Genomic DNA, 17983 nt, shown 5'->3' on the forward strand with positions numbered 1-17983 from the left:
TAATATATACAGTCCAAGGGGGAAGAAATGATGGGAACATTAAATGAGGAGGAAAGGAATAGCAGTATGAACCAGCAAGATCAAATCTTTCAGAATGAAGGCCATGTATTCCCTGGAAGAACCTACATGGAGGTTGTTCTTGCACCAGCATACAACGAAGCAAAACAGCATTTACTGGAACCGATGATGGCGATTAATAAAGCTCACCTCATTATGCTGACTGAACAGCACCTAATTCCCTTTAATGAGGGAAAACAAATTGCTGAAGCCATCAGAAGCCTGGATTTACAAGCCCTTCGTACCTCCCGCTACTCCGGCCAAGTTGAGGATCTGTTTTTTCAGGTTGAACATGAGCTGCTCGGTAAAGCAGGTGATATCGCTGGCAATCTGCACATGGCCCGGAGCCGCAACGATATGAGTATTGCTATGTTCCGATTGACACTGCGCAATAAAATGCAGACCGCATTATCTTCAGTATTATTTTTGAAAGAGCAGTTACTGCAATTTGCCAGTGAACATGTGGATACGCTAATGATTGGGTATACCCACACACAGCAGGCTCAACCTACCACGTTGGCTCATTATATTATGGCTGTTGTCGATTCATTAAATCGTGATGTACAGCGATTTATGATGGCATACCAGCATTGTAATCAAAGTCCGATGGGAGCAGCTGCTCTTACGACTTCCGGGTTCAATATCGATAGGAAGCGAATGGTGGAGTTACTTGGCTTTGATGGATTGATTGAAAACTCCTATGATGCCATTGCGGGAGCTGATTATATTGCCGAGGCCATGACTGTCACTCAAATAACCGCAATCACCCTCGGGCGTTTCGTTCAGGATTTGTTGTTGTGGAGTACTCAAGAGTACGCAGTGCTGCGGGTTTCAGATCCTTACGTGCAAACGAGCTCCATCATGCCTCAAAAACGCAATCCAGTATCCCTAGAGCATTTGCGCTCTTTATTATCTAGTTGTGCAGGCAATACCCAGACGGTATTGACGATGATTCACAACACGCCTTTTGGTGATATTGTTGATACAGAGGATGATATGCAGCCGTATGCTTGGAGAAGCCTAGATCTATTGGATAAATTGTGCAGGCTTCTGGGCTGCGTAATTGGGACTGCTGAAGTGAATAAAAAAATACTGCGCGAACGGGCTAAAGCTAGCTTTGCTACTATCACGGAACTGGCGGATACGCTAGTGAGAACAGACACTCTCTCCTTCCGTAAGGCACATCATATTGCAAGCAAGGTCGTAAAGGACGCAATATCTCAGGGTATCGCTGCGCATGAAATCACGCTCGCTCTCGTCAATAAAGCTGCTTATGAGATCATAGGTAAACAATTACTAATGGATGAGATCAAATTGCAGCAATCACTTGATCCCGATTATTTTGTGAACGTTCGTTCACTTCCTGGCGGTCCAAATCCGGACGAAGTGAGAAGACTGATTGCTGTCCGAATTCATCAGCACAGCAATCATCAAGCTTGGCTAAAGGCAGCGAAAAAGAAATCCTCAGAGGCGTTTCGTCATTTAGATTCTGTCTTGGCAGAATGGTGCGATAGTTAAGTTAAATCGATCACATAACACATTTAGTTACTTTCTATATGGAATCTTACTTCAACTAGCAATCCTAAATAGGTACTGTTGACAAATATCCCTTCCAAACAAAAAGAAGACAAATTTGTCTTCTTTTTGCTGGAATTAATATGCTATTCAATCATAAATAAGAAAAAATGTGCTTATCTCACTTTAATACAAAATCCGCAATTCCTGCTAATCTATGTTCTTTTGTGCAGCTGCATATAATTTTGCTTATTTTTTAGCAAAACGGCACTATAAACAATAAGAAAAAACATCATAACAAAACTTGAAATTAGATAAATTGAGCCATAGCCTGTTTTTGCAGCAACCAAACCGAGAACAACAGAACCTCCCCCAATTCCTAAATCAAAAGAATTGAAGAACATAGCTGTTACTTTAGTGAATCGTTCAGGTGTTGTATTATTCAGCGCCCAAGCCTGAAGGGAAGGGAATAATGCTCCTGTACCCATTCCGTACAGCCAAGCAGCAATTAGCAAATCACTCAAAGCTGCAGCTTGGTACAATAGAATAAACCCGCCAATGATTAAAACAGCACTTGGAATTAACACCCAAGCATGCCCCTTTTGATCGAATACTTTTCCTGAAATGAAACGAATTAAGAACCCGCTGACCGTATTCACAAAATAAAACCAGGCCACTCCCTCAATGTTCAGCTCTTTTGCGTAAAGTGCCATAAAACTAATAACACCGCCAATACAAATACCAAACAACAGCATTAAAAAGGAAGGGAAAATAGCGGAAGGTTCAATCAAGGAATTCAAGAGTGAGGTTTCTTTTGGAACGGCACTCGTAATTTTTTCAGGAAATGAAATAAACAAAATACAAGACAGGAATATAAGCAAGCTTACTCCTGCTGTCACAAATAAGATAAACGGATGGAATGAGTTAAATAACCATAAACCAGCGAATGGCGATAACGCTAAAGCAACAGTGGTTCCGTTACCGATCATCCCCATTCCTTCTCCTCTTCTCTCTTTCGGAATAATCTCAGCTGCCAACGTGGAAAGAATTGTAACAGCAAGACCAAAACCAAAACCGTGCAGAATGCGGACGGAAAGTGCTAGTATAAAGCTTGTAGCAACATAATAGCTCAAGGTAGAGACTAAACAGATAAGGATAGAAGCAATTAACACGTTCTTTTTTCCAAATCTATCTGTAAAAAATTCAGTAAACGGGCGGATAATAATGGCCGAAAACGTAAAGCTCCCTATAATGACTCCGATTTGTGATACATCGAGTCCTCCATGCTTTGATAAAAACAACGGGAGAGTCGGTAACAGGATATCGAACGCGAAAAAAGCAAATGCGTTTGCCAGCATAATAATAATAAACGTTTTGGTCCATAAAGATTGTGAATTTGCCACAGATATTAACTCCTTTAGTTTTATTGATTACACCAAAACATTATAGCAGATTCTGCTGCAAAACAATTGATTAAAAGCTTGAAAGACTAATGGCTCTTTTTGCAATATGGCACCATCATAAAACCGTTGTCGTGTTACGACAACGGTTTTATCTATAACTCTATATTAATCTCTTCTCCTTTTGGGCTATACCAGAAGGACGTTTCTTAATTAGATACAGTGGACTGTCCTGACTCTGACAGTTTGACAGAGGAATCTGGCTTTTGTGCAATGGACTGTACTTGCTTTGCGCCGTGCAATACATAATATAAGATGGCGCTTATGAAAATAAAACTAATTACATACGTTAACGGTACCGTCATGCCAAAAATGGAAAGCGCCGTTGTAAAAACACTGTACCTTACAATGCTGTACAAACATACTAAGCCAAGTATAAGCGCAATGCCTGGTACAATTGGATACGTCACTTTAAATGGTCTTTCGAGATTCGGTTCCTTTCTCCGCAAGATAAAGAGAGAGACCATGCTAATGCAATACATAACAACAGCTCCAAAGACAGACAAAATAATTAGCGCATTTGCAAATGTAGCAGAGCCTGCACAAATGACAGCGACAGCTCCCGGCACTAGAAGGCTCCAAACCGGCACTCCTTTTTTATTTACTTTAGCTAAAGCCCGTGGAAAATAGCCTTCTCTCGCCAATGCATATGTTTGGCGTGAATATCCCATGATAATGCCGTGTAAGCTTGCGATCAATCCAAATAAACCAATGACAGCTACAATAGTCGGAATCACGCTTCCTTCACCGTACACAGATGATAAAGCTTGCGGCAGCGGATAATCTGCCAGCTCCCCTTTTCCCCCGCCAAGACCGGCCGTTACAAGCAGTGTAAGCAATGTCGCAGCTGCAAGTGTTAAGATGCCGCTTATAAATCCTTTCGGGATATCTTTGCGCGGATTTTCCACTTCCTCCGCCGCCATTGCGCCGCCTTCAATCGCCAAGTAAAACCAAATCCCAAATGGAATAGCCGCCAATACGCCTGTCCAGCCATTTACGAACGAATATTCATTAATAATGTTGTCTGTTGTCATATGGGGCAAGCCCGCAGCATAGTAAACAGCCAGACCAATCAATGCGACAATTGTTGCGATAAGTTCAATAATCGCCGCTTCCTTTACGCCAATTAAGTTAATTAAAATGAAAAAGATAAACACACCGACTGTCGCATACACAGGAGAAACGCTTGGAATTAAAAAGTTGATGTACGCGCCTGTTGAAACAGCAATGGCCGGGGGTGCGAACACAAACTCCAGCAAACACGCCACCCCTGTCATAAATCCAGCAAAAGGCCCTAGTGCCCGCCTTGCATAAGCAGAAGGCCCCCCGGCATTCGGAATAGAAGTTGCCAACTCTGAATAACTGAAAATAAATGCTGTATAAAAGGCTGTTACAATAACAGCTGCAATCGCAAGACCAATAATTCCTCCTTGCTCAAATCCGTAGTTCCATCCGAAATATTGGCCGGAAATAACCATCCCGACTGCAATAGCCCATAAATGAATCGGCTTTAAATGCTTCTTTAATTCATGTGTCTCCTTCATATCATTCATTCCTCCTCTTAAATTACAAGATTTACTCCGCTAGTTTTTTGCTTGATCATTTCATGAAGCATAGTGCCGATATGAGCAGCTGCCTCAATCGGAGGTGTTCCTCCCCTATGAATATTGGATATTACCATGCGGTCGGATTCTTTCGTCCCTTTACGCGGTTTATAGCACATGTAGGCACTTAAAGAATGGGCACAAACGAGCCCCGGCCGCTCTCCAATTAAGAGAACAAACGCTTCTGGCTGTAGGATTTCACCAATCGCATCCATGCACCCGACTCTCCCGCCCTTTACAAAAAACGGAGTCCCCGTCTGCAAACCGTAAGCAGCAAGCGAGTCAAGCAATGCCGGATACACGTCCATTATATTTTCTTGAATCGCGCTCGCGCTCAATCCATCCGATACGACAACTTGCACTTGAGGAGCTGCGATGCACTTCCTTTGAATGTCCGCCTCCGCTTCTTTAGACAGGAGTCTCCCTTGATCCGGGCGCTTTAAATACCGCTCCTTCGTTTCAAAACGCGTTTCAACTGTAAATAAGTTGAATTGCTGCAGCAATTCATTTGATACTTCTCCGTATACAGCGTCAACTGCTGCTGCATGGTCAATCCGAAACGACAAGTACTCTTTCGTTAACGGTCTTGTTCCTGTACGCCCGACACCGATGCGGGCCGGCGTAAACTGCTTCAGTCTTGCCAATATATCTTGCTTTTCCATATACTCTTCCTCCTTCACATTATGCTCTTCTCATAAACAAGGTCGGATCTCCCGCCGCTTTAGTAAGTTTCCCATTTTCCATAAGCCCCTGCTTTTCCAGCCAGCTCTTAAATTGCGGGGCAGGGCTTACACGCAGTACATCACGCAATGTAGCAATATCGTGGTAGCTTAAGGATTGATAATTCAACATACAATCATCCGCCATCGGAACACCAATCACGAAGTTCACGCCAGCTGCTGTCAACAACATACTCAAATTATCCATGTCATTTTGATCAGCATTCATATGATTCGTATAGCATACATCCACTCCCATTGGCAGACCGTGCATTTTCCCCATAAAGTGGTCTTCTAAGCCGGCCCGTATTACTTGCTTACTATCATATAAATACTCTGGACCGATAAACCCAACGACCGTATTAACCATGAACGGGCGATACCGTCTTGCCAATCCATAGCATCTCGCCTCCAGCGTCACTTGATCGATGTCAAAATGCGCTTCAGACGACAGCTCAGACCCTTGCCCTGTTTCAAAATACCATCTGTTCGGACCGAGAGCTGTTCCTTTTTCGTGAATAAGTGCCGTTGCTTCCTCCAGCAGCGGGACAGAAATACCAAACGATTCATTCCCCGCCTGTGTACCGGCTAAACTTTGGAAAATCAAATCAGCAGGAGCCCCTTTTTCAATGGCCCGCATTTGACTCGTCACATGTGATAACACGCAGTTCTGTGTCGGAATCACAAATTGATCGATTATCTCTTTTGTTTCACACAGCAGCGAATAAATGTTGTTCGTTGTATCAATAACCGGATTAATGCCAATGACCGCGTCACCAACGCCATAACTTAATGCTTCATAGAGCGATGCGCGCATTCCTTGCAAATGATCGGATGGATGATTCGGCTGCGCCCGTGACGCCAGCACACCTTTTTGACCGATTGTTGTTTGACAACGCGTGATAACCTCAATCTTTGATGCTGCCTGAATTAGATCGAGATTTGACATGATCTTAGCCACGGCTGCAATCATCTCACTCGTTAACCCGCTGCTGAGCTGCAGCAAGTCGCTGCCCGTCTGCTCATCGCACAATATATACTCGCGCAAATCCGCCACTGTCCAGTTTTTAACGGTGTTATATACACTCTCATTCACACTTTCTTCAATCACTCTTGAAACCTCATCATCCTCAGCTTGCAAGAGCGGGTAGTTGCGAATATCTCCTAACGTAATATCAGCTAGTACTGTCTTTGCCGCCATACGCTCTTTCATATTCTCGGCGCTAATGCCTGCAAGCTGATCACCCGACCGTTCTTCATTTGCTTTTGCCATAACCTCTTTTAAACTGTGAAACTGATACGTCTGTCCTAATAACGTTGTTTTCTTATACATCTCCGCACCTCTCCTTATTTATAAAAATGCTAACGTCTTAACTGAAACAGAAATTGCCTCTCCAGCAACAGGTAGACCTAAATCAATATAATCACCGTGTGTAAAGTCTACCTGGTCAATGCAAATAACCTCGGGATGTTTTTCACATCGTTTTGCCAGCGCTTGCCCAAGCGCCTTCGCCATATCGTTTTCGCAAATGACGACCATACAAGCTGCCCCTGGAAAATGAGCTGTGAATTCGTAATACAGTAAGTCGGCCAAGCTTTGCAGCATCGCATATGTGCAATATGAGATAGATGAGAGCGCTACGGCGCATGGCGGATCTTGTTCCATATCAAATAATTGTTTCGTTTGCAGCATTGCATCGCGTAAACGCATATGAAATGAATTTGTACGCCATTGCCCGTCTTCTTCGACAGGAATGTTTATAATGGGCACATTTTTTATTGGCAGCAGCAATTTATTTATATAAACAGTCGCTCCGCTCACTTCCGTATTTTGCATCCCTGCCCCGATGACAGTTGCTCTCGTTGTCTCGGCTGCATCCTGGATATGAACTGGATATTTCTGGGAAACAGTCCGCAACGCAGAAGCAAGCAAAGGTCCCATATCTCCGTGCACTGTAACTTCCTTCATAGATTGAGGCTGCCGTTCCAGCATCATCTGACCAACACCGCCCGAGAACATGATTTCATCAACGGGAAGAAGCGGCGCTACAGGAGGCTCAAGCAGCAGCAATTCTGCATGATGTGCCGATACTCCCGTAAGATAAGACAGCATGCTTTCATTCATCCTGCAGCACAGCTGCTCAAGCTGCTTGTATGTAACCATCTCCCCCGTCTGTATATGAAATCCGTTTGCTTGAAGCCAAGGCTGAATTTGTTTTGAGATGTATAAAATTTCGCCATTTTCCGTTAATCGGATGAGCCTTCCTCCCATATGAAACGTAACAGTCTGAACCGCTTTCCCTTGTTGAAACAGCGCAGCATTAGCCGTTCCGCCGCCAATATCTACATTAGCTACCACACCGCTTGCATGTTGGGAACGCAACATAGCTCCAGACCCTTTTCCGGCTAATATGCCTTCTAAGCTCGCTCCTGCTGTCGCAACGACGAAATCACCTGCACGTTCTGCTAAATAATGAATAATCGTTTGGGCATTTTCCTTGCGAGCCGTCTCCCCTGTTATAATGACAGCACCCGCTTTCACATGCTGCAAGCTCGTTTGCGATTGTTCATACTCATATGCCAGCAGCTCAGCCAATGCATCCATATCAATTTCATAATCATTTTTTAAAGGTGTTGTGTAGATACGACTCGTGTACACAATTCTACGATCTGTAATTTGGCACCCTGGAAGACTGAATCGATCTCCCGTTTTCTGCACAAGCAACTGGCTTACAATAAATTTTGTCGTGCTTGTACCAATATCAAGACCAATACTCGTAATCCAATTATCCTTCACCATTGTCCCTCCTCATTGCTTCTTGCAAACAGGTAAACAAAAAACGCTTTGAACCACCCCTACTTTATTCAGTAGAGCAGTCACAAAGCGTCGTTGCTTCATTATCTATGAACTTATTTGTTGTATCAGCTGTTCCGCCAGTTTAATAAGCGGCGTTTGACGTTTCATGCTTTCCTGCTGCATATGACGGTGTGCCTGCTCTTCTGTACAGTTAAGCTGCTGCATGAGCATACCTTTTGCTTTCTCAATTGTTTTACGCTCGGCCATCTTCTGTTCCAGCTTGCCCACCTTATTTTGCAAGGCGAGAAACTGCAAACGCTGGCTTAGCGTGATTTCAATTGCGGGTAGCAGTTCTCTTTCTTTTACCGGTTTAACCAAATATGCGTTAATACCAGCTTTCTTTGCATCTTCTATCAGTTCATGATGGCTGTATGCGGTAAGCAGCAAAATAGCACAATCCGAAATGCCTTTAATAATGGATGAAGCTTTAACCCCGTTCATCCCCGGCATCTTTACATCCATAATGATTAAATCCGGCTGCAGGGCATAGGCCTTCTCAACGGCCTCTTCGCCATTTTTTCCTTCACCTGCCACCTCATAGCCGTTTTCCTCAAGCATTTCTCTAATATCCATTCTTGTAATGGGTTCATCATCTACAATTACAATTCTTGAACGTTTCATTCCATCACCCTGCCTGCAATCGGAAAAGTTATAGAAGCCTTCGTACCTTTATTAGAATGAAAGAATGAGAGAACACCCTGCAATTCTTCCTCTACCAACATATGAACAAGCTGCAATCCTAAAGAAGATGCCGCATGGGAGGGAACATCCGCTCCCATTCCGCAGCCATTATCACTGACTGTAATAGTTACCATTTGCTTTCTGCAATTTACACATATTTCAATCTTTCCTTCATCACGAGAAGGAAAAGCATGCTTGATGCTGTTTTGGATGAGCTCGTTCACAACTAACACAACAGATGTCGCTCTATTTGACGGCAAAAAAAGCTGTTCTCCGTGGACAGAAACATCAATATGCTGTTCAGGAACACTGGATGAAGAGACAAGCAGGGTTGCAATTTGCCCCATTACAAACGCAACATCTACTTCCTCAATCCCATTTTGAGCCAAATAATCGTGAACCATCGCCATGCTTGAAATTCGGGACACACTATCCCGGAACACTTCAATTACTTCTTCAGAAGAAGCCCTCCTCATTTGCAATCGAAGCAAACTTGAAATAACCTGCAAGTTATTTTTCACGCGATGATGAATCTCTTGAATAATCATAGACTGAATAACATGCTGTTTTTCCTTGCTGTTATTCGTCTGCGTAAGCGTTTTGACCCGCTTCTCATTTTGGATGGTTTGGGAAATATCCTGCTCCTTAATTAAAACAGCAATTGTCACTCCAGACGAGTCGATAATCGGAACAATGTCTTGCTGCATCATAATATGTTCCTGCGTCAGTCCTCTAGAGCCGATAACAGGTTTTCCTGTTTTTAAACTGAATAGAACCCCCGGTTCATTTTCTTCAAACGCAATTTGTCCTAGCACACTGTTCTTATACAAAGATTGTGTCGTGCTGGGGTGTGCTTCTGCCACTATAATAGCGGCATTACCTTCTGGCAAAAGGCAGTCAATGAACATATCTGCCTGAGAAATGTCAGCAATTACTTGAAGACTCTTTGCCATATCCAGAATGATAGCGCATTGTTCACGGGATAGACTTGTTACTTCATCTAGATGTAAAACACCTGCCACAATGATTATCGTCCTCTCTTTGCATCTGAGCTAATATAATGTATTAATTCGAAGTTTATGTAAAAATTTCCTTCTGCCCCAAATTATTTAATATTCAATCTGTTACCAGAAGCAACATATCTCATATCATGCTTGTAGCTATTCTATCATAAAAACCAATTTGCTCTGAAACAATGTCATATTTTCTAACATTGTTTTTCCATTCTAGTGAACAAATCTCACTTTGTCCTCGTTCTAAATGGACACATATCTAACGCTCTAGTGTGATTATTTTCATCTTGATGTTTAAATGCGTATACAAAAAGGCTGCTAAAATATACTTCTTAGCAGCCTGAAAATGAGAAAATATATTAACTTCTATGTAAGCCTGCCGGCGATTTGCCCTTTACCTCTTAGACGATTGTTCATTAATATAAGTACGAAAAGAGCAGCTGTAATTGTCTCAAAAACCGGCTTTGGCATGCTGGCACGTGCCTATTCCTACAAAAGTGCACGCGGGTTGATCTCAGCTTTAGTTATCCTAGTAAAGACCTAAATAGCAGCTAAAGCAAAACAGTCATCATTAAAGTAAACAACTTCGGAAAGGATCTTACAACCTTGAACTTTCCCGAAAGCTTCTCTTGCTTCTTTTTCCGAGTCAAATTCAAACATTTTAACGTGCGAATTTGAATAAACAGTGATTACCCACATGCAAAATCCCCTCCAAATTAAAGGATAATTTCCCCTTTTTCCACAGATTAATAGAGAGTTTTCGAAATTAAGGAACATCAAAGCACTGATAATAGCTGTAATTGAGCTGGCTTTTCTACAGAAGCCTGTTCAATATCCTCAGTTGTTAATTCAAGTAATTTTTCTAAGAGTTTTATCGTTTCTATTTTGTGTTGAATGTCTTCTCCTGTGCAAACATCTTCCTTTTTCACCTTTTGTATACATTCGCTTATAGCTTCTTTATAACTATTGGTTTGAATCAACCATTCTCCCAAAAGCTTCTTTGTTGCTGCTCTCTCGTCTTCGCTTTTCACTGCAAATAAACTTTCCGTCTCAGTCTCTTTTAATGTAATCAAGCTAAAATCATGGTTCATACAAATATGAAAATAATTTCTTTGACTGCTATAATACCTTCCTTTCCTTAAAAGAAAATACTCAATCCCAAACTGAACTTCATAAAATGGACTGCCTATAGTTGGAATATGAATTTCTTTTACTTCAATATTTTCTGCCAAATCTAAATAGACTTCTAACCCCTGTGCAGTATTAATGACTTTTGCATCTAATAGATCCATACTTCTTTTCCTCTCTTTCACATTACAATTATGTTTTATCTATTCTGAAAGTTAAAGTGATGAAACTACTTATGGCTTGATTACTAAGTCTGGCTTCTTTTTCAAACTATGTTTTCCATCAATAAAACGAACTGTCCCGGATTTCGCACGCATTACGACCGAATGTGTCGTTCCTATGTTTCCGTTATATTGAACCCCTTTTAAAAGCTCTCCGTCTGTTACACCGGTCGCAGCAAAAATGGCATCGTCGCCTCTCACGAGATCTTCCATCCTTAATACTTGGTTCACATCCTCGATCCCCATTTTTTTGCAGCGATCCAACTCTTCTTCATTTTGCGGCAGAAGCTTTCCTTGGAACTCGCCACCCAAGCATTTTAACGCAACAGCGGCCAATACCCCTTCAGGAGCTCCTCCTGAACCAAGCATAATATCGACGCCTGTGTCCTCAAACGCTGTATTAATGGCTGCAGCTACATCTCCATCTTCAACCAATTTAATTCTTGCGCCAGATTCTCGAATCTCTTGAATCATTTGTTCATGGCGTTCTCGATTTAAAATCGCAACAACTAAATCCTCCACCTCTTTATTTTTTGCCTTCGCAACAGCCCGCAGATTTTCAATGACAGGTGCATTGATATCAATCATTCCTACCGCCTCCGGCCCAACTGCAATCTTTTCCATATACATATCAGGTGCATGCAAAAGATTGCCATGATCAGCTACTGCTATAACGGTAAGGGCATTCCATGTACCTGCAGCTACGATATTGGTTCCTTCCAATGGATCGACAGCTACATCTACCCGGGGACCATAGCCTGTCCCTAGCTTTTCTCCGATGTACAACATAGGAGCCTCATCCATCTCACCTTCCCCAATTACAACCGTACCCTTCATCGGAATTGTATCAAATACATCCCGCATGCTTTGTGTAGCTGCCTCATCAGCCTCTGCCTTTTTTCCTCTTCCCATCCATCTTGCCGCAGCTAATGCAGCTGCTTCAGTAACACGTACAAGCTCCATTGACAAACTTCTTTCCATCGTTTAACATCCCCATTCCTAATTTATTACAAATTTTGTTTCCGTTTTCAATTTAATGTTGATTCTAGAATTACTATTTACGTGAATAAAATTTGTAAAAATGCCCTCTTCCTTTAAAAAACCTTCCACATATGTCCCCGTAAATCCACTAATAAAAAGCGTTTGCATTTCTATCTAAGGAAATTCTATCGTAAAAAGCAACAAAAAACAATCAAATTCTTTCAAAAACATCCAAAATAGTTTTAAAAACACTCAAATACACTCAAATTCGTTCAATGAAACAAAAAATGGCACTTGTACAAATATAATTTTTTAAAAACATGGAACCTCAATATCCTTTTCATCTGTGAATTATGACACTACTCCAAATCATTTATGTATGAACTCAATCCTGCTTTGAACAGACATGTCACCTATCACTAAGTATTTTAAAGAAAAAAGCATTTATCCTATGCTGATGTAGATCATGGAACAAAATAATTCTGGATTTAGTTTTTATAAACATATAGGAGGCAAGGTATATATTCATAGGACTAGTACATTTAGAGAACGGCAGTAAATGATGTTGCTTATGGCTGGAATGCTGTCTCAGTACGGTGTTATGCGCTTTTACGAATACAGAAGACCATAACTGCGTGTTTTCTAATTGTTTTAAATGGCATAGAAATCATACCTGCAATAAAAAAAGGGCAGGTTCTCCAAACAGGTGAAATCTGCCCAAAATCAAAAGGAATCCATCTATATACTATTTGAATTAACTTTCCATGCCTGACTGGATATCTCCATAATTCCAGCGCATTTTCTTGTAAGCAAACCTTTTATTTTATGCACTTTGATCATTATCTAAAGATGGCCCTGATTACCACTCGGCAATGCTGCCGTCCTTATGTCTCCATACTGGATTTCTCCAATTATGCCCTATCTCAGCCATCTTTCTTACGTGTTCCTCATTCACTTCAATTCCCAGACCAGGACCATTTGGGATTTTAACGAAACCGTTTTCATAATCAAATACACGTTTATCTACAATGTAGTCTAATAGATCGCTTCCTTGATTATAATGAATACCAAGACTTTGTTCTTGAATAAAGGCATTATGGCAAGTCGCATCCACTTGCAAACACGCTGCTAACGCAATCGGACCTAACGGACAATGAGGTGCTGCGGCCACATCATAAGCCTCCGCCATTGAGATAATTTTTTTACATTCTGTAATACCACCTGCGTGAGATAAATCTGGTTGAATAATATCTACATAACCATCCGCTAATAGATTCTTATATTCCCATCTTGAAAACATTCTTTCTCCTGTTGCAATAGGTATGTTTGTTGCTCTAGCAATCTCTCTTAATGCCTCATTGTTTTCTGGCAACACTGGCTCTTCAATGAACATTGGCCGGTATGGCTCAAGTTCTTTTGCTAAAACCTTCGCCATTGGCTTATGCACACGTCCATGAAAATCAATTCCTATTCCAACATAAGGTCCAACCGCTTCTCGCACAGCTGCAATTCGTTCTACTGCTTGGTCAATTTTTTCATAGGAATCAATTATTTGTAATTCCTCAGTCCCGTTCATTTTCACAGCAGTGAACCCAGCAGCAACAGTAGCTTGAGCAGCAGCTCCTACTTCCGATGGACGATCTCCACCTATCCATGAATATACTCGGATTGAATCTCTGCATGCTCCCCCTAACAATTGGTATATTGGAGCATTATAATATCTTCCTTTTATATCCCAAAGCGCTTGATCAATTCCAGCAATCGCACTCATAAAAATAGGACCGCCTCTATAAAAGCCTGCTCGATACATCAAATTCCAATGATCCTCTATTCTCAACGGATCTTTTCCTATTAAGTTTTCCATTAACTCTTTTACCGCTGCTCCTACCGTTTCTGCTCTTCCTTCAATAACCGGCTCTCCCCATCCAGCAATCCCTTCATCTGTTTCGATTTTTAAAAATAACCAACGCGGTGGTACTTGAAATAATTCATATCCTGTAATTTTCATTATAAACTCTCCCTTTTTATTGATTATCTGTTACAGCCGAAACAAATTTCCTTGCCTTTTCTGTTAGCTGTAACAGGTATTGCTCTGTTATTTCATTTTTCGTATTCACAAGAGCACTTCCAATTCCAAATCCGACAGCACCCGCCTTCAAAAACTCTTGAATATTGTCCAAATGAACACCGCCTGTCGGCAGTAACGGGATTTGTGAAAGAGGACCACGAATATCTTTTATATAACTAGGCCCCAAGGTGGCCGGGAAAACCTTAATAATATCTCCGCCATTTTCATAGGCTGATAGAATTTCCGTTGGTGTAAATGCTCCCGGAATACTTACAGCCCCATATCTTTTGGTCACTTTAATCGTTTCAATATCGACCGTAGGCGATAAAATGAACTTAGCTCCAGCTAAGAGAGCAGCACGGGCAGTTTCAGCATCTAACACTGTACCAGCGCCTACCATAACCTGATTTCCAAGTTCACTTGAAACCTCTTCAATAACAGATAGTGCCTTCGGGGAATTCATGGTAATTTCTAAAACTTTTACCCCGCCTTTATGTAGTGCTGTTGCAATTTGTAAAACATCACGGGGGTTAGCATTCCGAATAATAGCTATAATTTTGTTATCTAGAATATGAGACAGTGTACTCATACGAATTATGCTCCTCCTTTACACTTTTAACGTGAAACATCCTCTTCTATAGAGGGTTGAATAAAAGAATTCAACATCTCCCGATTAGGCAAGCCTTCAATATCCCCGCTAACAGTTGCCACCATTGCACCAATTGCGCAACCTCTCTGTACGGATTTCTCAAATGTCAATCCATCTAATAAGCCTGAAAGTACCCCTGCTGCAAAACCATCTCCTGCTCCAACGGGGTCTACTACTTTTTCAATTTCAAAACCTTCTACATAACCTGTTTCAAAAGGTGTTGAATAATAGGCTCCTTTTTCTCCACGCTTAACGATAACGCTTTCAATTCCAAGCTGATGAAATAATTCTGCAATTTCTTCACACTGTTCAGTTCCAAACAAAAACGTCCCCTCATTCACGCCTGGTAACACAATATCTGACCGCTTTGCAATCTTCAAAAGCGTATTTCTCGCTTCTTCATCGCTCCATAGCTTCCGTCGCATATTAGGGTCAAACACCACTTTTTTATTATGTTTCTTTGCTAGTTCAATTGCATAAAAAATACTATCACGACAAGTTTCACTTAAAGCTGGGGTAATACCTGTTATATATAAGTACTTAGAGTCAGCAATATATTCTTCTTTAATATGGGGAGGAGCTAGATAACTGGCAGCTGAATATTTGCGATAATAATAAATTCGAACATTTTTTTCATGCATTATCTCCTTAAAAAAGACTCCTGTCGGTGCTTCAGCGTCAATCGAAACCTGACTTATATCTACTCCTTCACCACGAACAGTTGACGTGATAAACGAGCCAAATTCATCCTTCCCTACACGGCTGATCCATCCTGTTTGATGACCCAGCTTTGCTAGTCCAATTAAAGTATTAGTTTCGGCACCAGCAATTCTTGAGGAGAAATTTCTAGCGTATCTCATCTGCCCTTGTGTATGAGGAGTAAATAAGACCATTGTTTCTCCTATACTAACTACGTCCATGTTATGCCTCCATTTCTCTATAACAACCCTTATACATATCCAATACTCTCAGATATTTTCTTTGCTGTTTGAAGGAGCTTTTCTATGATGAACTCTCTCCGGTTAACCATTCTTTCCTTCGGTCCTGCTACACTAATAGCTGCTTGAATCGTTTGATCTGCACCAAAAACAGGAGCAGCTAAACAAAAGAGACCTTCTTCATTTTCTTCATCATCAATTGAATACCCTATCTCAGCAAAAGCCTGTAAATTCGCCTCTAATTCTTCTCTGTTTATAATAGTCTTTGGTGTAATAGGCACAAGCTCAGTACGATCCAGAATACTCTTTCTTTCATCTTCAGGTAAAAAGGCTAAAAAGGCTTTTCCTAATCCGGTACAATATAGCGGTTTTCTATAACCTGGTTGTGCTGTTGTACGTATAGAACGATTGTTGTCTATTTTCACAACATAGACTAGTTCTCCTTCAGCCAGTACAGCCATGAATACCGTTTCTTGTACTTCTTCCATTAATTGTTTAAGATATGGTTTTCCTTGAGAGGAAATATCTAAAGACTCCATAGCAAGTGTTCCAAGTTGTATTAATTTGGAACCTAGCTTGTAACGCTTAAGAGTATCTTGATTTAAATACCCTTCTCCCAAGAGGGTGCCAACAAGATTAGAGGTGCTACTCTGTGGAAATGAAAGCTTGTCACTAATTTCTTTAATCGTTAAACCTTCTTTGTATAAAGCTAATAATTCAAATATTCGCAATACTCGTTCTGCAGATTTTACTGACATATCCTCACCTCTTAAATCACATATGTGATTCGGTATCTAGTATGTGATTTTATGTTTTTATACTAGCACAGCATACTACTATGTACAATATCTTTTTTCAGAAAATTGAAATCGTTTTTATACTCTAAAATATAATGACCTTTAGAACACCTTGAGTATGACAAAAAGGCTTCATTTTTCCTGAAGCCTTTTTGTTTACCAGTGACCACCAAATAGAATATAGGGTACATGGATATCTTACACTAATATTAAGATGCTCATATTTATTTTAGTTATACATATCTTCTTTACAGGTACAACATTCGTTAGAGGAATTTATAGACTACCAAATTGTAGCACTTCTCTATGCCGTCATTAAACAGCTTAAATAAACCTGTATGTTCACTCTCTTTTTTCAGCTCCGGTGCACATATAATTTTTTAGAAACATAGAACCTCATTAATCTATTTTTTGTGCCAGAACCGTTTTCTACACAATAAAATCTAGTATTAGTAATTTACTTTATTATTTATAAGCAGTCTATTTTACTTACTTCTGCTGAAACTCCCTTTTCGGGTCAACCGAAAGCTTCGTTCTTCTTACCTGCCTAACCAACCGCCATCAACTGCTAATAAGTGGCCGTGAATATAATTCGATGCATCTGATGCCAAAAAGACAACTGTTCCCATAAAGTCTTCTGGGGTTCCCCAGCGGCCTGCTGGAATACGCTCAAGAATTTGCCGATTTCGCGTTTCATCCTGCAGCAGCGCTTCATTCATATCTGTTGCAATATATCCAGGAACAATCGCGTTTACATTGACATTTTCCTTTGCCCATTCATTCGAAAGCGCTTTCGTTAATTGTGCTACTCCGCCTTTCGCCGCAGCATACGCTGGTACTGTTAAGCCGCCCTGGAATGATAATAAAGATGCCATGTTAATGATTTTCCCTTTCCTTTGAGGAACCATGAATTTCCCAGCTTCTTGACATAAAAGCCAAACACATTTTAAATTCACATTGATTACATCATCCCAGTCACTTTCTGAGAATGAAACGGATGGTGAACGACGTTGAATGCCCGCATTATTGACGAGAATATCAATCTGCCCAAGCTCATTTACAACCGTTGGTATAGCTGCCTTTACTTGTGACTGATCCTCTAGATCACACGGAACAATGATACAAGTTTGACCCAGTGCCTCAATTTCCTTTTGTACGGAATGATCATTTACATTACGCTGAAGCAATGCGATCGTAGCCCCTGCTTCCGCTAGTGCTATGGCCATTTGTCTCCCAATTCCTCTTGTAGCCCCTGTAATCGCAGCTACTTTCCCATCTAATCGAAACATCTATTA

General features: G+C 41.1%; 17 protein-coding genes. 2 read left to right on the forward strand and 15 right to left on the reverse strand.

The features are described 5' to 3' along the window. Positions 1-66 precede the first annotated feature (66 nt). Entirely contained in the window at positions 67-1575 is a 1509-nt protein-coding gene (gene argH / locus AC6HZ4_RS16110) for an argininosuccinate lyase (RefSeq protein ID WP_497495738.1), read from the forward strand. Between the two features lie 212 nt (positions 1576-1787). On the opposite strand, the gene AC6HZ4_RS16115 is transcribed toward argH, so the two are convergent. The 7 genes from AC6HZ4_RS16115 to AC6HZ4_RS16145 all read right to left on the reverse strand — a co-directional run bounded on the left by AC6HZ4_RS16115 (position 1788) and on the right by AC6HZ4_RS16145 (position 9915). Further along, on the reverse strand, positions 1788-2975 hold the full coding sequence (locus tag AC6HZ4_RS16115; protein ID WP_497490631.1) for an MFS transporter: 1188 nt from the start codon (positions 2973-2975) through the stop codon (positions 1788-1790). 206 nt (positions 2976-3181) lie between these two features. Further along, positions 3182-4576, reverse strand: a complete 1395-nt coding sequence (eat, locus tag AC6HZ4_RS16120; protein WP_497490632.1) for an ethanolamine permease — start codon at positions 4574-4576, stop codon at positions 3182-3184. A gap of 17 nt (positions 4577-4593) precedes the next feature. Continuing rightward, entirely contained in the window at positions 4594-5298 is a 705-nt protein-coding gene (eutC, locus tag AC6HZ4_RS16125) for an ethanolamine ammonia-lyase subunit EutC (protein ID WP_497490633.1), read from the reverse strand. A gap of 19 nt (positions 5299-5317) precedes the next feature. Further along, positions 5318-6688 (reverse strand): ethanolamine ammonia-lyase subunit EutB, encoded by a 1371-nt coding sequence (locus AC6HZ4_RS16130; RefSeq protein ID WP_497490634.1) that lies wholly within the window; start codon positions 6686-6688, stop codon positions 5318-5320. 18 nt (positions 6689-6706) lie between these two features. Continuing rightward, positions 6707-8155 (reverse strand): ethanolamine ammonia-lyase reactivating factor EutA, encoded by a 1449-nt coding sequence (locus AC6HZ4_RS16135; RefSeq protein WP_497490635.1) that lies wholly within the window; start codon positions 8153-8155, stop codon positions 6707-6709. 102 nt (positions 8156-8257) lie between these two features. Continuing rightward, a complete protein-coding gene (locus AC6HZ4_RS16140) occupies positions 8258-8833 on the reverse strand; it encodes an ANTAR domain-containing response regulator (protein WP_497490636.1) in 576 nt (191 codons plus the stop codon). Further along, complete coding sequence (locus tag AC6HZ4_RS16145) at positions 8830-9915, reverse strand: GAF domain-containing sensor histidine kinase (RefSeq protein ID WP_497490637.1); 1086 nt, start codon at positions 9913-9915, stop codon at positions 8830-8832. The genes AC6HZ4_RS16140 and AC6HZ4_RS16145 overlap by 4 nt, the downstream gene beginning before the upstream one ends. A gap of 337 nt (positions 9916-10252) precedes the next feature. On the opposite strand from AC6HZ4_RS16145, the gene AC6HZ4_RS16150 reads away from it, so the two are divergent. Then, positions 10253-10450 carry a hypothetical protein gene (locus AC6HZ4_RS16150; RefSeq protein ID WP_497490638.1) on the forward strand — a complete coding sequence of 66 codons (198 nt, stop codon included), beginning with the start codon at positions 10253-10255 and terminating at the stop codon, positions 10448-10450. On the opposite strand, the gene AC6HZ4_RS16155 is transcribed toward AC6HZ4_RS16150, so the two are convergent. The 8 genes from AC6HZ4_RS16155 to AC6HZ4_RS16190 form a co-directional block, all read right to left on the reverse strand. After that, a complete protein-coding gene (locus tag AC6HZ4_RS16155) occupies positions 10447-10605 on the reverse strand; it encodes a hypothetical protein (protein WP_497490639.1) in 159 nt (52 codons plus the stop codon). The genes AC6HZ4_RS16150 and AC6HZ4_RS16155 overlap by 4 nt on opposite strands. 77 nt (positions 10606-10682) lie before the next feature. Next, entirely contained in the window at positions 10683-11198 is a 516-nt protein-coding gene (locus AC6HZ4_RS16160) for a hypothetical protein (RefSeq protein ID WP_497490641.1), read from the reverse strand. Positions 11199-11267: 69 nt separating this feature from the next. After that, on the reverse strand, positions 11268-12236 hold the full coding sequence (glpX, locus tag AC6HZ4_RS16165; RefSeq protein ID WP_497490642.1) for a class II fructose-bisphosphatase: 969 nt from the start codon (positions 12234-12236) through the stop codon (positions 11268-11270). Between the two features lie 859 nt (positions 12237-13095). Further along, entirely contained in the window at positions 13096-14244 is a 1149-nt protein-coding gene (gene dgoD, locus AC6HZ4_RS16170; RefSeq protein ID WP_497490643.1) for a galactonate dehydratase, read from the reverse strand. A gap of 16 nt (positions 14245-14260) precedes the next feature. Beyond that, a complete protein-coding gene (locus tag AC6HZ4_RS16175) occupies positions 14261-14893 on the reverse strand; it encodes a bifunctional 4-hydroxy-2-oxoglutarate aldolase/2-dehydro-3-deoxy-phosphogluconate aldolase (RefSeq protein ID WP_497490645.1) in 633 nt (210 codons plus the stop codon). Between the two features lie 26 nt (positions 14894-14919). Then, positions 14920-15873, reverse strand: coding sequence for a sugar kinase (locus AC6HZ4_RS16180; protein ID WP_497490647.1), 954 nt, complete (start codon positions 15871-15873; stop codon positions 14920-14922). A 29-nt stretch (positions 15874-15902) separates the two neighbouring features. Beyond that, positions 15903-16649, reverse strand: a complete 747-nt coding sequence (locus tag AC6HZ4_RS16185; RefSeq protein ID WP_497490648.1) for an IclR family transcriptional regulator — start codon at positions 16647-16649, stop codon at positions 15903-15905. Positions 16650-17227: 578 nt separating this feature from the next. After that, complete coding sequence (locus AC6HZ4_RS16190) at positions 17228-17977, reverse strand: SDR family oxidoreductase (protein ID WP_497490650.1); 750 nt, start codon at positions 17975-17977, stop codon at positions 17228-17230. Positions 17978-17983: the final 6 nt, after the last annotated feature.

The sequence above is a fragment of the Ectobacillus sp. OTK genome, assembly GCF_059698935.1.

Excerpts from the sequence above, each read along its gene's own strand:
- argH (WP_497495738.1), top strand. The coding sequence starts at position 67 with ATGAACCAGCAAGATCAAATCTTTCAGAATGAAGGCCATGTATTCCCT.
- eat (WP_497490632.1), bottom strand. The coding sequence starts at position 4,576 with ATGAAGGAGACACATGAATTAAAGAAGCATTTAAAGCCGATTCATTTA.
- eutC (WP_497490633.1), bottom strand. The coding sequence starts at position 5,298 with ATGGAAAAGCAAGATATATTGGCAAGACTGAAGCAGTTTACGCCGGCC.
- AC6HZ4_RS16130 (WP_497490634.1), bottom strand. The coding sequence starts at position 6,688 with ATGTATAAGAAAACAACGTTATTAGGACAGACGTATCAGTTTCACAGT.
- AC6HZ4_RS16135 (WP_497490635.1), bottom strand. The coding sequence starts at position 8,155 with ATGGTGAAGGATAATTGGATTACGAGTATTGGTCTTGATATTGGTACA.
- AC6HZ4_RS16140 (WP_497490636.1), bottom strand. The coding sequence starts at position 8,833 with ATGAAACGTTCAAGAATTGTAATTGTAGATGATGAACCCATTACAAGA.
- AC6HZ4_RS16150 (WP_497490638.1), top strand. The coding sequence starts at position 10,253 with ATGAGAAAATATATTAACTTCTATGTAAGCCTGCCGGCGATTTGCCCT.
- AC6HZ4_RS16155 (WP_497490639.1), bottom strand. The coding sequence starts at position 10,605 with ATGTGGGTAATCACTGTTTATTCAAATTCGCACGTTAAAATGTTTGAA.
- AC6HZ4_RS16160 (WP_497490641.1), bottom strand. The coding sequence starts at position 11,198 with ATGGATCTATTAGATGCAAAAGTCATTAATACTGCACAGGGGTTAGAA.
- glpX (WP_497490642.1), bottom strand. The coding sequence starts at position 12,236 with ATGGAAAGAAGTTTGTCAATGGAGCTTGTACGTGTTACTGAAGCAGCT.
- dgoD (WP_497490643.1), bottom strand. The coding sequence starts at position 14,244 with ATGAAAATTACAGGATATGAATTATTTCAAGTACCACCGCGTTGGTTA.
- AC6HZ4_RS16175 (WP_497490645.1), bottom strand. The coding sequence starts at position 14,893 with ATGAGTACACTGTCTCATATTCTAGATAACAAAATTATAGCTATTATT.
- AC6HZ4_RS16180 (WP_497490647.1), bottom strand. The coding sequence starts at position 15,873 with ATGGACGTAGTTAGTATAGGAGAAACAATGGTCTTATTTACTCCTCAT.
- AC6HZ4_RS16185 (WP_497490648.1), bottom strand. The coding sequence starts at position 16,649 with ATGTCAGTAAAATCTGCAGAACGAGTATTGCGAATATTTGAATTATTA.
- AC6HZ4_RS16190 (WP_497490650.1), bottom strand. The coding sequence starts at position 17,977 with ATGTTTCGATTAGATGGGAAAGTAGCTGCGATTACAGGGGCTACAAGA.